This window comes from Lysobacter sp. TAB13 (genome assembly GCF_052113885.1).
In the GTDB taxonomy this organism is placed as follows: Bacteria; Pseudomonadota; Gammaproteobacteria; order Xanthomonadales; family Xanthomonadaceae; genus Lysobacter; species Lysobacter gummosus.
On the sequence record NZ_JBFRDR010000017.1, the window covers coordinates 68,725 to 86,829 of the forward strand.

Below are 18,105 nucleotides of genomic sequence, written 5' to 3' on the forward strand. Positions count from 1 at the left end.
CGGCGGGGTCAGGTGTCTACGGCGGCGTCCGATTGCGCGTTGGCTTCGGCGCGCTGCGAGGCGGCGCTGAGGTAGCGCTCGCGCTTCTTCGGGCGCAGCAATTGCAGGTCCACTTCGATCAGGCCATCGACCGCGTCGCTGAACGCCGGATCCACGCCGAAGGCGAGGAAGCGCGCACCGCCGGGTTCGCACAGGTCGGTGTACTGCTTGTAGAGCATCGGCACGCTGGTGCCGAGCGCATCGAGATTGTTCTTGAGCACGCGGAACGCGGTGGCGGCGTCGAGTTCGTCGAACTTCGGCGGCGCGGCGCGATACACGAACGGCTGCTTGGAGAACGCTTCCGAATCCAGATTGCCGTAATAACGCGCGTAGTAGGCGACGATCTGCTCGCGCGCGTCCGGCGGCAGCGCGGCGCTGATCGATACCGGCCCGAACAGATAGCGCACGCCCTGGTTGCGCAGCAGATAGGCGCCGATGCCCTGCCACAGATAATCGATGCTGCGGCTGTTCCAGTACTCCGGCGCGACGAAGCTGCGGCCCAGTTCCATGCCCTGGGCCAGGCGCGGCACCGCGTCGTCGGCGTAGCGGAACAAGGACGCGGTGTAGAGCCCGGCCAGGCCGCGCTCGGCCAGCACGCGGCTGCCGCGGGCGATGCGGTAGGCGCCGGCGATCTTCTGCTCGGCCTCGTCCCACAGCACGATGTGCTCGTACCAGCTGTCGTAGATGTCCACGTCCAGGCGCTGGCCGGTGCCCTCGCCGACCGCGCGGAAGGTCAGCTCGCGCAGGCGGCCGATCTCGCGCAGCAGCGGCGCGCCCGGGCGCAGGGTGCCGACCCGGATCTGCTTGCCGTCGGTGGTCTGGCCCAGCGATTCCATGGCCTCCACGCCAGCGCGGACCTGGACCGGATCGACCGGGTCGATCAGCGGCTCGGGCCCGACCGGCGCGGCGCGTTCGCGCGGCGTGCCGATCGCATGCAGCTCCGAGCGCACCTCGCGCAGCAGTTGGTTGGGGTTGCCGTCGGCCGGCAGATGCAGCGGACGGCCGATGCGCAGGGCGATGCGGCGCGCGCGGCGGGCGAACATCTCGCGCGCCAGCAAGGCCGTGCCGACCGGCTTGAACAGGGCCGAGGCGCCGTAGAACAGCGCCGAATTACGCGCCTCGATCCGCACCGGCAGCACCGGCGCGTCGGTGCGGCGGGCGAAGCGCAGGAAGCCGCGCTGCCAGCGCCCGTCGGTGACCCCGCGCAGGCCCAGGCGGGCGACTTCGCCGGCCGGGAACACGATCACGCATTGTTCTTCGTTGAGCGCCGCCTCGATGGCGTGCAGGCTCTCGGCGCTGGGCCGGCCGCCGAGGATGCGCACCGGCAGCAGCAGGCCCTGCAGCCCGTCCAGCGCCAGCAGCAGATCGTTGGCGACGATCTTGACGTCGCGGCGCACCTGCCCGACCGCGTCGAGCAGGGCCAGCGCATCGACCGCGCCGGAGGGATGGTTGGCCACGATCAGCAGCCGGCCGCTGCGCGGAATGCGCTGCAGCTCGGCCGGTTCCACCAGGTAACGCGCCTGGACGAAGTCCAGCGACGCGGTGACGAAGGCGAAATCCTTGAGGTGGGTGGTCTCGGCCAGGAATTGGTCGATGTGGTCGAATTTCGACCAACGCCCGATGGTCCGGATCAAGGGTCGGGTCAGCACGGCCCGGCGACCACGGAACCATTGGGGGAAGCGTTCTTCCAGTCGGCGTTCGAAGTGCAGCATCGGTGTCGTCGCATCAAGGGCGGCGGTATGCCGCGCAGCCTGAGCGGGCGCGGCGACAGCCACATGGCGGTTTCGGGTCAGTCCCATGACAGCCCTGACCCGGCCTGAACAAAGCCGCCTGGAAGGACAAAAAAACGCCAATCGACGCGCCTTCCTGGCATGCCCGGACAGCTTCCCATGCGCCACCGCATCTAGCCTCCCCCCAAAGGCCCAATCCGGTCAGGCGTTCAGGGACCGCTTAACGCCCGGACAACCCCAAGGCACGGCACAATGCGCGCTCCCGGCCGAGCCTGTATCATTGGCGGCCATCTTTTTATCCGAATCGAAGGATATTCGACCGATGTCCAGCTACCTGTTCACTTCCGAGTCCGTATCCGAAGGCCATCCGGACAAGATCGCCGACCAGATTTCCGACGCCGTCCTCGACGCCATCCTGGCTCAGGACAAGCGCGCGCGCGTGGCCTGCGAAACCTTGGTCAAGACCGGCGCGGCCATCGTCGCCGGCGAAGTGACCACCAGCGCCTGGGTCGATATCGAAGGCCTGGCCCGCAAGGTCATCAACGAGATCGGCTACAACAATTCCAACGTCGGCTTCGACGGCCACACCTGCGCGATCATCAACATGCTCGGCAAGCAGTCGCCGGACATCGCCGCGGGCGTGGACCGCAAGAAGCCGGAAGAACAAGGCGCGGGCGACCAGGGCCTGATGTTCGGCTACGCCTGCAACGAAGCGCCGGAATACATGCCGGCGCCGATCTACTACTCGCACCGTCTGGTCGAGCAGCAGGCCAAGGTCCGCAAGCAGAAGAACTCCAAGCTGCCGTGGCTGCGTCCGGACGCGAAGTCGCAGGTCACCCTGCGCTACGACGCCGAGCACAAGGTCGCCGGCCTCGACGCGGTGGTCCTGTCCACCCAGCACGATCCGGGCATCAAGCAGAAGGATCTGGTCGAGGGCGTGTACGAGCACATCCTCAAGCCGGTGCTGCCCAAGGCGTGGCTGGACAAGCTGCCCAAGAGCAAGGTGCACATCAACCCAACCGGCATCTTCGTGATCGGCGGCCCGGTGGGCGACTGCGGCCTGACCGGCCGCAAGATCATCGTCGACAGCTACGGCGGCATGGCCCGTCACGGCGGCGGCGCGTTCTCGGGCAAGGATCCGTCCAAGGTCGATCGTTCGGCCGCTTACGCCGCGCGCTACGTGGCCAAGAACATCGTCGCCGCGGGTCTGGCCGACAAGTGCGAAGTGCAGGTCTCCTACGCCATCGGCGTGGCCGAGCCGACCTCGATCTCGGTCACCACCTTCGGCACCGGCAAGATCAGCGACGACAAGATCGAGAAGCTGATCCGCAAGCACTTCGACCTGCGTCCGTACGGCATCGTGAAGATGCTCGACCTGATCCACCCGGTGTACCAGCTGACCGCCGCCTACGGCCACTTCGGCCGCAAGCCGAAGGAAGTCAGCTACGTCGACGGCGCCGGCAAGAAGCACACCGCGACCGCGTTCTCGTGGGAAAAGACCGACAAGGCCGACGAGCTGCGCAAGGATGCCGGGCTGAAGAAGTAAGCCGCCCGGCCCGGCCCGATCGACGAAAACGGAGCGCTTCGGCGCTCCGTTTTCTTTTGCGGGGCGCGCGGTGCAATGCCGCGCCCGCCCGACAGCGTTCGCTCCGCCTACATCGTCTTGCTCGACGTCGCCACCTCCACCGTCGGTGTGAGCGTCGGCGTCTGCGCGGCTTGCTGTACCCGTTCGTTATGCAGCCGGGAGGCTTCGCCGCTCAGCGCGGCCATCGATTTGTCCATGGTGGCGTTCAGATCGACGCTGACCTGGCGCATCAACTCGGGCCGCTCGGCGCTGCCGTTGACGGCGAAGGCCCGGGTGTAGTTTCCTTCGCCCGAAAACGCCAGGCTATCCACCGAGCCGATCCCCTTGCGCACGCATTCCACCGTCAGCGCCGCGGCCAGGTTGCGGGCGTGTTCGGAATACTTCAGGTCTTCCGCGCTTTCTTCGTTGACCCGCCCGGGCGGAATCTTGCTGAATATCTGCTCGTACAACGCATGCTGCGGATGCGCGGCCCGCTCCGCGGTAGGCGCGGCGTCCAGAGAGGTGCCACGGTAGGCGAGATCCACCGGCAATGGGTGCTTTTCGCCGGCCGGGATGGGCTTGACCAGACGACCGTCGTGCGACAACTCCACGCCCGGCGTCATCGAGTTCTGATATCCGTAGCGGTAGTCGTCGCCGTTCGCGTTCTTCTTCAGGCCGCAACCGGTCGCGGCGATGGAGCAACCGCTGTCCTGGCGAATCTCCACGTTCATGCCCTTGCTCTCGAGCCAGGTCTTGAGCTTGCCGGGCAAGAACGCCGACGAGCCGGTGGCATCGCCGCCCTGATTGCAGACCAGCACCGCCGACTGTCCGCTCAAGGTGCCCAGGCCCGAGGCCTCCAGCGCGCTGTCGAGCTTGGGCTTGTACTTCGCCCATTGCTCTTCGCTGTTGCACTCCGAAGACACGTGCGACAGCGCGACCTTGCCGTTGCCCGCCAGCGCCACCGCGACGCAACCGCTCAAACCATCGGTCATCAGGCTGACCCGACCCGCATCGCCCGCCAACCATTCGTCTATGCCGACCTTGACCTTGTTGGTCATCCTACCCTCGCGTGTTGAAGTGGAATTCGCAACGCGATCGCGCCTGTAATCCGGCGACGATTCGCGAGCCTCAACACCAACACGGAAAAAGGCCGCAACAGCGGCCTTCTCCTTCACCGCGCGAGCGGCGGTGAACTTGGGTGAGCGAACCCGATCGCTCAGCAGGACGCACGGCTCATCGTCAAACCTGGGAGCGGCCCCAGGTCGTGGCTAACATAATTCGAATCTCACGGGCGGCGTCGCAGTTGCGAATGTTCGATTCGTTTCGCGAACGCGGCATCGCTGCGGGAAAAGGCTGCGGAACCGCTTTTTTGTTCATGATCTGAGCGACGACGGCTCCGCTCTGCGCCGTGACCACCGCCACTACGAATCGATCGCGCCATCGCGACGCGCATGAACCGTCGCCGCGCCGCCTCACCCTGGCTTCATCCCCAGCCCACAAGCGCCAATCAACCTGCGAAACGTCGCGATACCGATGTCGCCGCACTGCGCGCCGACATCGCCGCGATCCGACGTCCCCACTCGCAGGAACCCGCCATGACCCGTTTATTTTCACTGTCCACGCTGTCGCTCGCGCTGCTCGCATTGGGCGGCGGCTGCTTGCTCGCGTTCGGCCTGATCGGTTCGACCATCGACGAACAAGGCTTCCTGCACGAGCCCTTCGCCCTGCTGCCGATCGGTTGGCTGCTGATCTTCACAGGCGCGCTGCTCGCGATCGTCGCCGGCGTTCGCGCATTGCTGCGCGCTCCGGCGCGACGGACGCGTTGACGCGGCCGCGGAACGCGAACGCACCCCGCGGCCGCCGCGCTTATTTCGCCGCGGGCGATGCGCTCTTGGCCGAGGCCGGCGCTTCCGGCTTGGCGTTCTTCACGTACAGATCCAGCCAACGGTTGGTCTCGGCCAGCAACTGCATGATCGATTCGCGCGCGCGATAGGCGTGGGCTTCGTTGGGCAGCATCACCAGCCGGGCCTTGCCGCCCAGGCCCTTGATCGCGGCGAACAGGCGCTCGCTCTGGATCGGGAAGGTGCCGGAGTTGTTGTCCTGCTCGCCGTGGATCAGCAGCAGCGGGTCCTTGATCTGGTTGGCGAAGTTGAACGGCGACATCGCCTCGTAAGTGGTCTGCGCCTGCCAGTAATTGCGTTCCTCGGACTGGAAACCGAACGGCGTCAGCGTGCGGTTGTAGGCGCCGCTGCGGGCGATGCCGGCCTTGAACAAACGCGTGTGCGCGAGCAGGTTGGCGGTCATGAACGCGCCGTAGGAATGGCCACCGATGGCGATGCGGTTACGGTCGGCGACGCCGCGGCGCACCACTTCGTCGATCGCGGCCTGGGCGTCGGCGGTGAGCTGCTGGATGTAGGTGTCGTTGGGCTCGCGATCGCCTTCGCCGACGATCGGCATCGACGGGTTGTCGAGCACGGCATAACCCATCGCCAGATACGGCAGCGGGCCCCAGTAACTCACCGCGTTGAAGCGATAAGGCGAACCGGTGACCTGGCTGGCCGCGTCGGCGGATTTGAATTCGGCCGGATACGCGAACATCAGCATCGGCAGCGGGCCGTTGCGCTTGGCGTCGTAGTTGGGCGGCAGGTACAGGTTGGCGGTCAGCTCGACGCCGTCGCTGCGCTTGTAGCGGATCTGCTCTTTCTTGATATCGCGCAGCTGCGGGGTGGGATGCGGAAACTGAGTCAGCGCGCGCGGCTTGGCGTCGGCCTGGCTCAGATCGCGCAGGTTGAGGTTGGCCGGTTCGGTCGGCGATTCGCGCATCGTCAGCAGGCGCGTGCCGGCGTCGTCGATCAGCATCAGCGGCTTTTCGTAGTACGGCGCCTGCGAGTGGAACAAGCGGGTTTTCTGCTTGTCGACCAGATTCAGGCGATCGACGAAGGGGCGATCGCCCTCGCTCGATGCGCCGTCGCCGGCGTAGTACAGGCTGGCGCCATCGCTGGATCGCAACAAGCGTTCGAAGCCGTTCGCATCGCGCTGCATCAGCGGGTCGCCCGGCGCGTTGTAGCGGTCTTCGCTGGAGCCTTCGAACACCAGCTCCGGCTCGCGGTCGCCGTGATCCGGGGCGATCCGCCACTGCCTGGCCTTGCGCGTCTTCCACCAGAATTCATCGACCAGCGCCAGATCGCCGTCGCTCCAGCGCGCGCGTTCGAAGCGCGAGCCCAGGCGCGCGATGGTCTGCGGCGGATTTTCGAACGGCGCGGCCTGCATCAGCACCGCGTCGCGGACCTCGGCCGTGCGCGCCGGATCGCCGCCGTCCTGGGCTTCGGCCCAGACCAGGGTCGCCGGCGCGTCGCTGCGCCAGTCGATATCGCGCACGCCGACCGGCACCGCGTCGTTGCCGGTGGGCAGGCCGTCGATCAAGGGCACGCGGGCGACTTCGTGTTCGAACTTGCCGTCGGGGCTCAGCACTTCGATGCGGTGGGCGAACATCGACGCCGGCACTTGGTACGAGAACGGGCGTTCCAGTTTGATCGCCAGCACGTGGCGGCCGTCCGGGGACGGCGCGGCTTCGGTGTACAGCGCGGGCAACCCGGCCTTGGCGACCTGGCCGGTCAGATCGACCGTGGCCAATTGCGAACGTAGGTAGTACTCGAACACGCGCGCGTCGTTTTCGTTGCGCAGCAGATCCTGGTAGGTGCGGATCTGGCGCACGGTCTGGCTGGCCTGGGTTTCCTGCGCGGCCGGGCCGGTCGGAGCGGCGTCGCCGGCGGGCGGCGCGCCCTGCCCTTCGGCCTGCAACTGGATCAGCAGGCGGCGGCTGTCGGGCATCCACGCGTAGCCGTTGCCGCCGACGGTGTTGAGCCCGGACACCAACTTGCGGGCGTGGCGGGTTTCGCGTTCGACCAGCCACAACTCGTTGGCGCCGCTGGCGGCATCGACGCGGTTGAAGGCGATCCAGCGTTGATCCGGCGACCACTGCAGGGTCGCCAGCGACAACGGCGAGGGCAGGCCTTCGATCTCCAGGCGCTTGCCGCTTTCGACATCGAGCAGGCTCAGTCCGGCGCCGAAGCTGAAGCGGCTTTGCGCGTGCACGCGCGGATGGATGCGCAGGCCGGCGAGCTTGAGTTCGGGCTGTGCGACCACGGCGATGCCCGGCAGCGATGGCGTTTGCACCATCGCCATGGTGTCGCGGCGTGGGCTGAGGAACATCGTCGGCGGCCGCGGCGCATCGACAATGGCCTGCAATGGCTTGGGCGGCAGTTGGTAGCCGTCGGCCATCGCCTGCGGCGCGGGCGCGGCAGCGGGCTTGGCGGTGCGCGCCGACGCATCCGGCGACAGCAGCGCCAGCGCCAGGGCCGGCGCCAGCAGGCTCAGCAGCAGGCCGCCGCGACGGCGGCTGGGCGAAAGCAGGCCGTCGCGGCCGGAACCTCGCGCGTTGGATTTCATATCGATGCGATCCTCAAAGAATGAACGTCGGCTGCGGCCCCGCCCGGCGGCCGGCGCGGCCGCAGGGCGTGCGCAGCGCCCGCCCGAGCTTAGCCCGCGGCCACGACCGCCGGCGTATGCCATTGGGGCCGCCCGCGGGCCCGGCGGCGGCGGATGCGCCCATGCCGGCAGACCGTGCAAAGCCCTTGCCGGCGCGGGCCCCGGCGCGAGTAATCGGCGGCCCGGCATGGGTTCCCGGGGCGGATTCAGCGCGCCCGCGCGGACCATGTCGTGCGGCCGCCACGGGCGCCGCGATATACTGTGCGCTCAACCCGCCGAGGGGCGCTGCGACCGTGAACGCCACGGCCAGGCTCGGCGAGGTGTAGGCCCCAACGGCGCCCGGTTTGAGTCCATCGGTGTTCCCCGCCGAGGCTCGCCGGACCCGGCATCCCGCCGGCTCCCCAAAGAACTGGAGCTCCTCCCAATGAACGCAGTACCCAAGACCTTCTCGACCGAAGGCGATTACAAGGTCGCCGACATTTCCCTGGCCGATTGGGGCCGCAAGGAAATCGACATCGCCGAGCACGAAATGCCGGGCCTGATGTCGATCCGCAAGAAGTACGCCGTCGCCCAGTCGCTCAAGGGCGTGCGCGTGACCGGCTCGCTGCACATGACCATCCAGACCGCGGTGCTGATCGAGACCCTGCGCGACCTCGGCGCCGACGTGCGCTGGGCCTCGTGCAACATCTTCTCGACCCAGGACCACGCCGCCGCGGCGATCGCCGCCAGCGGCACGCCGGTGTTCGCCTGGAAAGGCGAGTCGCTGGAGGAATACTGGGATTGCACCCTCGCCGCGCTGACCTTCCCGGGCAGCGGAAGCGACAAGCACCTCGGCCCGCAGCTGGTCGTGGACGACGGCGGCGACGTCACCTTGCTGATCCACAAGGGCTATGAGCTCGAAAACGGCGACGGCTGGGTCAACACCCCGTCGGGCAACCACGAAGAACAGGTGATCAAGAACCTGCTCAAGCGCGTGCACGCCGAGCGTCCGGGCTTCTGGCACACCGTCGTGCGCGACTGGAAGGGCGTGTCGGAAGAAACCACCACCGGCGTGCACCGTCTGTATCAGCTGGCCGAAGCCGGCGGCCTGTTGGTCCCGGCGATCAACGTCAACGACTCGGTCACCAAGTCGAAGTTCGACAATCTGTACGGCTGCCGCGAGTCGCTGGCCGACGGCCTCAAGCGCGCGATGGACGTGATGCTGGCCGGCAAGGTCGCTGTGGTGTGCGGCTACGGCGACGTCGGCAAGGGCTCGGCCCACTCGCTGCGCGCTTACGGCGCCCGCGTCGTGGTCACCGAGATCGACCCGATCAACGCCCTGCAGGCGGCGATGGAAGGCTTCGAAGTCAACACGGTGGAAAGCACCCTCGGCCGCGGCGACATCTACGTCACCACCACCGGCAACAAGGACGTGCTGACCCTGGCTCACATGCAGGGCATGAAGGACCAGGCCATCGTCTGCAACATCGGCCACTTCGACAACGAGATCCAGGTCGATGCGCTGGTTGCTTCCGGCGCCAAGCACCTCAACATCAAGCCGCAGGTCGATAAGTACACCTTCGCCAACGGCAACTCGATCTTCCTGCTGGCCGAAGGCCGCCTGGTGAACCTGGGCTGCGCCACCGGCCATCCGAGCTTCGTGATGTCGAACTCGTTCTCCAACCAGACGCTTGCGCAGATCGACCTGTGGGCGAACAAGGACAGCTACGAGGCCAAGGTCTACATCCTGCCGAAGAAGCTCGACGAAGAAGTCGCGCGCCTGCACCTGGAAAAGATCGGCGTGAAACTGACCACCCTGACCGACGACCAGGCCAAGTACCTGGGCGTGTCGGTGGACGGTCCGTACAAGCCGGATCATTACCGCTACTGATCGGCTCCGCCGTCGGGCGGGTTAGTGCGATGACAGACGGGCGCCTTCGGGCGCCCGTTTTTTTCGTTGCGCCGAAGCAAATCCCCCGGCGCGGCTGGATTCGTCTGAAGCACAGCACGCAAGCGCCAGCCCCCTTTTTCAAAGGGGGCGAATTTTCACAAGGGCGACGACTCCCCCGCACTCGCCGTTGCTGCAGCCGTTGCCGTTGCCGTTGCTGTTCCCCCCTTTGAAAAAGGGGGGCAGGGGGGATTTGCTCTACCCGCTTGTCGTTCGCCGACCAGGAAGCGAAACGCCCCCTCCTCTCCCCAGCCCCATCCTTCGCGACGACCAACCCGCCACAACAAAACAAATTTGATTCATCGCGATAAAGAGATATTATCCCCATACCTCTCGCCCACGCCGCCGCGGCCCCGCCCATGCTGCCCATCAGCTTCGAGTTCTACCCGCCCAAGACCGACGATCAGCGCAGCCAGCTCGACAAGACCGCGGCCAAGCTCAAGCCGTACACGCCGCACTACGTCTCGTGCACCTTCGGCGCCGGCGGTTCGACCCTGAGCTACACGCCTGAAACCATTCGCCGGCTGCGGCAGAAGCACAAGCTCGACGCCGCGCCGCATCTGTCCTGCGTCGGCGGCACGCGCGTGGAGATTCGCGAACTGCTGGCGCTGTATCGCGAGATCGGCTGCAAGCGCCTGGTCACGCTGCGCGGCGACCTGCCCTCGGGCATGGCCAGCGCCGGCGATCTGCGCTACGCCAACGAACTGGTCGAATTCATCCGCGCCGAAACCGGCGACCACTTCCATATCGAAGTCGCCGCGTATCCGGAAACCCATCCGCAGGCGCGCGACGCGCATTCGGATCTGGAGAACTTCAAGCGCAAGGTCCGCGCCGGCGCCAACGGCGCGATCACGCAGTACTTCTACAACCCCGACGCCTACTTCCGTTTCGTCGACGACGTGCGCGCGTCCGGCATCGATATTCCGATCGTGCCGGGCATCATGCCGATCGCCAACTTCAGCCAGTTGCGGCGTTTCTCCGACATGTGCGGCGCGGAAATTCCGCGATGGATCGCTCAGCGCATGCACGCCTACGGCGACGACGCCGACAGCATCCGCGAATTCGGCGCCGACGTGGTCGCGCAGCTGTGCAGCCGCTTGATCGAAGGCGGCGCGCCGGGCTTGCACTTCTACACGCTCAATCTGGCCAAGCCGACCTTGACGGTCCTCTCGCGCATCGCCTGAGGCGCCCCGTGGCCGCCGCGAAACAGCCGTTCATGTACATTTAAACGGATGCGGTTCGTCACAAAAAATAATATCTAGGTCTAATACCTACGACGAACTGCTAAGGCAGTTCTCACCTTGAGCTTGTCCTAGGACAAGTTCGGTCTTGAGCGCCGAGACGGCGCAGTAGCTCACTGCTTGCAGGATGCATCGCCGCGACGAGCGATGCCCTCGCGACCGCCGACGCGAACCCAGGCCACGGGTTCGCGACGCGCAGCGGTCCTCTATGGAGAGTGAGCATCATGATGTCCGCACGCAATAAACTGCTGCCGTTGAATCTCGCCATCGCTCTGTCGCTGGGCTTCGCCGGCGCCGCTTCGGCCGCCTCGCCCGCCCCGCTGTTCTCCTCGCCCGCCAACGCCGTGCTGCGCAGCGCCAACACCGATACCGCCTACAAGGCGGTCAAGGCCGAACGCGCCGCGGTCAAGGTCGATCTGGTCCGCGCCGACACCGCGCAAATCAGCGTGAATCAGGAGGAACTGCTGCTCAACCTCGCTCCCGGCGTCAACCTCAAGGCGCACAAGCTGCAAGCGCAAAGCAAGCCCGACGGCATCGTGATCTGGCAGGGTCTGGTCGGCGATCCGAAGGCCCAGCTCAAGCGCATCAATCAGTTCACCGGCGCGGAGTTGATCGACGATCCGGAAGAGTCCGCCATCATCGTGCGCCAGGGCAACCAGATGTCCGGCACCGTGCGCAGCGGCGGCAAGCTGTATCGCATCGATCCGCTCAAGAACGGCGGCCACACCGTCAGCCTGATCGACGAAGCGCTGATGCCGCCGGATCACCCGGCCGCGGCCTACAGCGCCAAGCCGATCGTGCCGTTCCTCAACGATCCCAAGTTCAACGAAGCCGCGGCCCTGGACAAGGCGCCGGCGGTGGTGCGGGTGATGGTGGTTTACACCCAGGCCGCCGCCAACGCGGTCGGCAACACCTTGACCAAAGCCAACCTGGCGATCACCGAGAGCAACCAGAGCTTCACCAACAGCGCGGTCAACGTACGCTTCGAGCTGGCCGGGCAATACACCAACAGCTACGTCACCGCCGGTTTCGATACCGACCTCAGCCGCTTCCGCGGCACCACCGACGGTTATCTCGACAACTATCACGCCACCCGCAACAGCATCACCGCCGACGTCAGCGTGCTGATCATCACCGATCCGGCGTACTGCGGCCTGGGCTATCTGAACTCGAACGCGGCCAGCGCCTTCAGCGTGGTCGGCGCCAGCTGCATGACCGGTTACTACAGCTTCGCGCATGAGATCGGGCATAACTTCGGCGCGCACCACGATCCCAGCAACGGCACCAACACGGTCTATGCCTACGGCCACGGCTATTGGGGTCCGAACAACGCCTGGCGCACGATCATGGCCTACAACTGCCCGGTCAGTTGTCCGCGTCTGAACTATTGGTCGAACCCGAACATCACCTACAACGGTGCGCCGATGGGCACCGCGGCCAAGAGCAACAACGCTCGGGTGTTGAACGAACGCGCGACCACGGTGGCGGCGTTCCGCTGATGATGGTTGCGATCGCGCTTGATGTGGCCGTGTAGCCGCGTCTGGCTCGATGTTCTTTGTAAAGCTCGCCGCCGCAGCGTTTGCGGCGGCGAGTTCGTTTTGGGGTTTCGTGGTATCTGATACGAAAGCATCGGGGCTAAAGCTCCCTCCCACAAAAGCCTCTTCCCACAAGAAACTTCGCGAGCGGAAAGTTTTTTGTGGGAGGGAGCTTCAGCCCCGATGCTTTTCATTCAAATCACCAGAAACTTTCGCTTCAAGCCTCACCGCGAAGCCATCGAACGCCTTCCCACAACCGCCACACCGCCCCTCCCCACCTGCAAATTCATCCCTGCGCACTGTCCACAACCGCTCCCCGGCGCTAGTCTTCGCCGATGCCTTCGTTCGCCCGACTCTGCCTGTCCCTGTTGCCGCCGCTCGCCTTGACCGCGATGGCGCTGCATCCCGGCGCCGCTCAGGCGCAGATCCGCCGCTGCACGGACACGCGCGGCAATTCGGTCTACACCGATCGCGACTGCGCCACCGTCGGCGGCGTCGATCGCCTGCCGCGCGGCGCCGCGCAAGCGCAACCACCGGCCTACACCGGCGGCTGCTCGCGCAATCTGCGCGATCTGGTCGGCCAGATCACCAACGCCATCGACGCGCACGACGGCAACAAGCTCGCCTCGGTGTATCACTGGGCCGGCATGTCCGACGCGCAGGCCTATTCGGTGATCGAGCGCCTGGACGCGATCGCGCAACGGCCGCTGCTCGACATCGCGCCAGTGATGGCGTCCGCGCCCGTGGCCGCGCCTACGGCCGGCGAATGGACCACCCTGCCGCCGGCGGCGCCCAACGCCGCGCTCGCGCCGTTGCCGCCGGTCACCTCCGCACCGCCGCCGGCCACCGGCCTGGGCCGTCCGGCCGGGATGGACGCCGAGGCCGCGCCGCCCGCCGCCGCCGCCGTCCAGAGCGAAGCCGCCGCGCCGGTCGCGCAACGTCGCGCACCGGTGGCGCTGCGCCTGGAGCAAACCCTGGGCAACGGCATCACGCCGTCGCGCACGGTGTTCGGATTGACCCGCCATTTCGGCTGTTGGTGGATCAAAGGCTGAACGGGCATGCCGCCCTCGTGCGGCAAAGCACATACCCCGGCGTCGGTTGGGCCGGAGTACCGGCGCAGGGCACAATAGCGGTTTCCCCACCCGACCACGGAAGCCGACGATGCAATACCCCGAATGGATCTGGCATAACGGCGCGATCAAGCGCTGGGCCGAAGCGACCACCCACGTCATGTCGCACGCGCTGCATTACGGCTCTTCCGTATTCGAAGGCATTCGCACCTACGACACGCCGAACGGTCCGATCATCTTCCGCTTGAACGACCACAACACCCGTCTGTTCGCGTCGGCCAAGATCTACGACATGGGCATTCCGTATTCGCTGGCGCAGCTCAACGACGCCTGCCACGAAGTCATCAAGGCCAACGGCCACACCACCGATTATCTGCGTCCGGTCGCGTACCGCGGCCTGGGCGGTTTCGGCCTGTCGGCCGACACGCCGACCGACGTCGCCGTCGCGACCTGGAAGATGGGCCAGTACCTCGGCGCCAGCGTGCTCGAAGAAGGCATCGACGCCTGCGTGTCGAGCTGGCAGCGGTTCGCACCCAACACCATTCCGGCCGGCGCCAAGGCCGGCGGCAATTACCTTTCGGGCCAGCTGGTCGCGCGCGAAGCGCGGCGTCTGGGCTTCGGCGAAGGCATCGCGCTGGCGTCCACCGGCCTGTTGTCGGAAGGCGCGGGCGAGAACCTGTTCCTGGTCTTCAACGGCGCGCTGCACACCACGCCGGTGAGCGCGGCGCTGCTCAACGGTCTGACCCGCAACACCATCATCACCCTGGCGCGCGATGTCGGCATCGAAGTGATCGAGCGCGATCTGCCGCGCGAATACCTGTACCTGTGCGATGAGCTGTTCATGTGCGGCACCGCCGCGGAGATCACCCCGATCCGTTCGGTCGATGGCCGCCAGGTCGGCACCGGCCGTCGCGGCCCGGTGACCGAGCGCATCCAGGAACTGTTCTTCGGCCTGTTCAACGGCAAGACCGCGGACAAGTACGGCTGGCTGGAAGCGGTGAAGTAATCGCCTCATCGCTCGGCCGCGGCGAGCGCATCGCCGCGGCCGATATCGCGATCGACGATCCCACGACCCGCGGGCCTAGCCCGCGGGTCGTTCGTTTTGGGCGCTGGCCATCGCGATGCGCTTACGCGCCGGCCATCGCAACATCCAACGCATGCATTTGACAGCGCCGCCGCGGCGCGCGTATAGCTCGCTGAGCGCATTCGCCCGAGAGGCCGGCATGTCCGTCCGCCATGCAGTTCCCTGTCTCGCCGTTATCGCCACACTCGGACTGAGCGCTTGCGCGCATACCTCCGCCGACACATCGCCCGCTGTGAGGCACGCGCCGACGGCGTCCGCGGCCCCGGCCGCCGCTCGCGCCGAACAGATGCTCACCCGCCTGCTCGAACTGATCCGCACCAGCGCGCGGCTGGAAGACTTCACGGTCGAACGCCTGAGCCGGACGATGGGCGTGCCGGTGCAGCGCGCGCGCGATCAATCGCAGCGTTACGGCTACGGCGAGGCGCTCGACGCGCAGTGGAACCAGAATTTCGAAGTCGATCCGCAGCGCACCGTAGGCGCGCGCTTCAACTTCAGTTTCGATCCCATCGCGCCCGACGCGAATCCACCGCTCGCCGAGCTGTGCCGGCTCGACTATCCGCGCTTCACCACCGCGCTGGAGGAGATGGGCTTCAAGCGCACGCCGTATCGCGGCGAGCACGGCCGCTTCATCAACGACAACTTCGATCGCCTGGGCATGCGCGTTGCGGTGTATCCGCAGGGCGAGGTGTCGGCGTCCGGGCAGAGTACCGGCCGGGTTTGCGTTAAGCGGGTGCAGGTTTTCTGAGAGGCGGTTTGAAGGCTTCGCTTCGGATGTCGAATGTCGAATGTCGAATGTCGAATGTCGGGTGTCGGGTGTCGGGTGCAGGATGTCGGTGTCGGGTGCCGGGCATCCGCGTTTTTTGCTCGTCATTCCCGCGAAGGCGGGCTCCGCTTTACTTCGGCGGAGCCGAACATCCAGTGCCTTTCGTGCGAGAACGTTTGAAGTCTCTGGATTCCCGCCTTCGCGGGAATGACGGACTGGAAAGATGGCGCTGAAGGCTCTGGATATTCGGCTCCGCCCAAGTGAAGCAGAGCCCGCGTCCGCGGGAATGACGGCCCTATTTCAGAGACTCCGAGCGAGCGAGATTGCAGAAGTCATCGCAGCCGTCGCGAAGCCCGCCGGCGTAACCGTCAGCCCCCGCCGAGCCAACCAATCAGTTCAACCGATCCGCAGCCCCAAACGTCAACGTAGCCACCACACCCTTGACCTCACCCGGCTTCACGCGCACATCCCACCCGTACAACTCGCACAACCGCCGCACGATCGACAGACCGATGCCGCCGCCCTGCGAATGGCCGGCATGGGTGCCGCGGTAGCCGCGCTCGAACAGCTTGGCCGCGTCCTCGGCGCTCAGGCCCGGGCCGGAGTCGATCACTTCCACCGAGTGATCGTGCAAGCGCACCACCACCTCGCCCTCGGTCGTGTACTTGACCGCGTTGCCGATCAGATTGCCCAGCGCGACCGCGACCGCGGCCTCCGGCGCGTCCACCACCAGGCCGCGCGCGCCTTCCACGCTCAGCGCCAGCGCCTTGCCGCCCAGTTGGGCGCGATGCGCTTCCAGCAGTTGTTCCGACAGCTTGGCGATGTCGGTCGCGCCGTGCCCGCGCTCGCTGCGCGAGAGCAGCAACAGCGCGCTGATCAGGTCGGTGCACTGTTGCTCGGCGCGCTGGATACGCAACAACCGGTTGCGAGTCTTGTCCTCCAGCTCCGGCCGCGACAGCAGCAGCTCGACCGCGCCCTTGATCACCGCCAGCGGCGTGCGCAACTCGTGGCTGACGTCGGCGTTGAACTCGCGGTCGCGCTGGACCACGTTGGTCAGGCGCTCGGCGTAGTCGTCCAGCGCTTCGGCGAGCTGTCCGACTTCGTCGTCGGGGAAATGCGCGGCCAGCGCCTCGGATTGTGCGCTGCGGCCGGAACGTTTGATCCGCAACGCCAGTTCCGACACCGGGCTCATGACCCGCGACGCCGCCCACCAGCCGACCAGCAGCGAGAACAGGGTGAACACCAGCACCGACAGATACAGCGCACGGTTGAATTGCATTTCGCTGCGCGCCGACGGGGTCATGTCGTAGGCGAGAAAGAACCACGCGCGCGGCGTCTTGCGCACCGCCAGGCGGTAGGCGAACGGTTTGCCGTCTTCGCCGACGCCGTTCATGCCGATGATGCCGTCCTTGAGCTCGTACCACTCCGGGCGGTTGATCCGCACCGATTCGAACTTGTCCGGCGTGTAGACGAACGCCCGCACCTGGTCGAATCCGAATTGCGGATTGCTGGGGTCCAGCTCGAATTGCCGCGCGGCCTTGGTGATGTTGCGATTCATCGCATCCTCGACCAACTGGTTTTCCACCCGCGTGCGGGTCCAGTTGGTGGCGAAGGCGAACATCGCGGTCAGGCCGAAGCCCAGCAGCACGAACGACAAAATGATGCGGCTGCGCAACCGCCGCCGGAAGCGCTTCTTCTTTTTCAACCGCGTTGCGGCCGGATCCCCTGATGCCACGCGATCAACCGTTGCTTTCAGGCGCTGCGATGCGATAGCCGATGCCGTGACGGGTCTGGATCAGCGGCGTCTCGAAGGGCTTGTCCACCACCGCGCGCAGGCCGTGGATGTGCACGCGCAGGCTGTCGGAGTCGGGCAGTTCCTCGCCCCACACGCGGGTTTCCAGTTCCTGGCGCGTGACCACCGCCGGCGAGGCTTCCATCAGCGCCTGCAGGATCTTCAGCGCGGTCGGGTTGAGTTGCAGCAGTTTGCCTTGGCGCCGTACTTCCAGCGTGTCCAGGTTGTATTCCAGATCGGCGGCGTTGAGCACGCGCGTCTGCACGCCGCGGCCGCGGCGCGACAGCGCGTTGAGCCGCACTTCCACTTCCTGCAACGCGAACGGCTTGATCAGGTAGTCGTCGGCGCCGGAATCGAAACCGGCGAGCTTGTTGTCCAGGCTGTCGCGCGCGGTCAGCATCAGCACCGGCGTTTGCTTGCGCGCTTCGTTGCGCAGCTTGCGGCAGACTTCCAGGCCGTCCAGACCGGGCAGGTTCAGGTCCAGCACGATGGCGTCGAAGTCGTGCACGACCGCCAGATGCAGGCCGGTGATGCCGTCGGCGGCGAAATCCACCGTGTGGCCTCGGTCTTCGAGAAAATCGCCGAGGTTGGCGGCGATGTCCTGGTTGTCTTCGATCACGAGTATGCGCATGTGGCTCGTCCCAGTAGGTTGGCGTTCGACCGCGATCGAGCGCCCGGGTTCCATTGGTGCCGTTGCGCGAGTGCGCAGCGGCGGCAAGCAGAGGATTCTGCCAGAGCGTTTGTAAAATGAACGGGAAGTGGAAACGTGAGACAGGGATCGGCCAAAGCGCGTCGCGGCGAATGGGCCGGAAGTCACGGCCCTCGCGCGCCGGTGGGGCGCGCCTCAGCTGCGCCCGGCGCCGGCCGCCCCG

General features: G+C 66.4%; 13 protein-coding genes and 1 riboswitch. Of the genes, 8 read left to right on the forward strand and 5 right to left on the reverse strand.

Annotation, left to right across the window (positions count from 1 at the left end; all coding sequences use genetic code 11):
- Positions 1-8 precede the first annotated feature (8 nt).
- A complete protein-coding gene (locus AB4Y92_RS18675; RefSeq protein WP_441821055.1) occupies positions 9-1,751 on the reverse strand; it encodes a lysophospholipid acyltransferase family protein in 1,743 nt (580 codons plus the stop codon).
- Positions 1,752-2,091: 340 nt separating this feature from the next.
- On the opposite strand from AB4Y92_RS18675, the gene metK reads away from it, so the two are divergent.
- Complete coding sequence (gene metK, locus AB4Y92_RS18680; protein WP_441821024.1) at positions 2,092-3,315, forward strand: methionine adenosyltransferase; 1,224 nt, start codon at positions 2,092-2,094, stop codon at positions 3,313-3,315.
- Between the two features lie 107 nt (positions 3,316-3,422).
- Here the strand turns inward: metK and AB4Y92_RS18685 are convergent, their stop codons facing one another.
- The gene (locus AB4Y92_RS18685) at positions 3,423-4,391 is read right to left on the reverse strand and encodes an XVIPCD domain-containing protein (protein ID WP_441821025.1); all 969 of its coding nucleotides are present in this window, start codon (positions 4,389-4,391) and stop codon (positions 3,423-3,425) included.
- Positions 4,392-4,784: 393 nt separating this feature from the next.
- Between AB4Y92_RS18685 and AB4Y92_RS18690 the strand changes: the two genes are divergently transcribed.
- A complete protein-coding gene (locus tag AB4Y92_RS18690) occupies positions 4,785-5,159 on the forward strand; it encodes a DUF3955 domain-containing protein (protein ID WP_441821026.1) in 375 nt (124 codons plus the stop codon).
- A gap of 40 nt (positions 5,160-5,199) precedes the next feature.
- Here AB4Y92_RS18690 and AB4Y92_RS18695 read toward each other — a convergent pair whose 3' ends face one another.
- Positions 5,200-7,782, reverse strand: a complete 2,583-nt coding sequence (locus AB4Y92_RS18695; RefSeq protein WP_441821027.1) for a prolyl oligopeptidase family serine peptidase — start codon at positions 7,780-7,782, stop codon at positions 5,200-5,202.
- A gap of 310 nt (positions 7,783-8,092) precedes the next feature.
- Positions 8,093-8,169: riboswitch (S-adenosyl-L-homocysteine riboswitch) on the forward strand.
- 76 nt (positions 8,170-8,245) lie between these two features.
- Here AB4Y92_RS18695 and ahcY point away from each other — a divergent pair.
- The 6 genes from ahcY (at position 8,246) to AB4Y92_RS18725 (ending at position 15,423) form a co-directional block, all read left to right on the forward strand.
- A complete protein-coding gene (gene ahcY, locus AB4Y92_RS18700) occupies positions 8,246-9,691 on the forward strand; it encodes an adenosylhomocysteinase (protein ID WP_441821028.1) in 1,446 nt (481 codons plus the stop codon).
- Between the two features lie 416 nt (positions 9,692-10,107).
- Positions 10,108-10,932 (forward strand): methylenetetrahydrofolate reductase [NAD(P)H], encoded by an 825-nt coding sequence (gene metF, locus AB4Y92_RS18705; protein WP_441821029.1) that lies wholly within the window; start codon positions 10,108-10,110, stop codon positions 10,930-10,932.
- A 284-nt stretch (positions 10,933-11,216) separates the two neighbouring features.
- Complete coding sequence (locus AB4Y92_RS18710) at positions 11,217-12,488, forward strand: M12 family metallo-peptidase (RefSeq protein ID WP_441821030.1); 1,272 nt, start codon at positions 11,217-11,219, stop codon at positions 12,486-12,488.
- 371 nt (positions 12,489-12,859) lie between these two features.
- Positions 12,860-13,576: a hypothetical protein gene (locus tag AB4Y92_RS18715; protein WP_441821031.1), complete on the forward strand. Its 717-nt coding sequence runs from the start codon at positions 12,860-12,862 to the stop codon at positions 13,574-13,576.
- Positions 13,577-13,685: 109 nt separating this feature from the next.
- Positions 13,686-14,600, forward strand: coding sequence for a branched-chain amino acid transaminase (locus tag AB4Y92_RS18720; protein ID WP_057941821.1), 915 nt, complete (start codon positions 13,686-13,688; stop codon positions 14,598-14,600).
- Positions 14,601-14,964: 364 nt separating this feature from the next.
- Entirely contained in the window at positions 14,965-15,423 is a 459-nt protein-coding gene (locus AB4Y92_RS18725) for a hypothetical protein (RefSeq protein WP_441821032.1), read from the forward strand.
- Positions 15,424-15,832: 409 nt separating this feature from the next.
- Here the strand turns inward: AB4Y92_RS18725 and AB4Y92_RS18730 are convergent, their stop codons facing one another.
- Positions 15,833-17,176, reverse strand: coding sequence for a sensor histidine kinase (locus AB4Y92_RS18730; protein ID WP_441821033.1), 1,344 nt, complete (start codon positions 17,174-17,176; stop codon positions 15,833-15,835).
- Between the two features lie 4 nt (positions 17,177-17,180).
- On the reverse strand, positions 17,181-17,864 hold the full coding sequence (locus AB4Y92_RS18735; protein WP_031371404.1) for a response regulator transcription factor: 684 nt from the start codon (positions 17,862-17,864) through the stop codon (positions 17,181-17,183).
- Between the last annotated feature and the right edge of the window lie 241 nt (positions 17,865-18,105).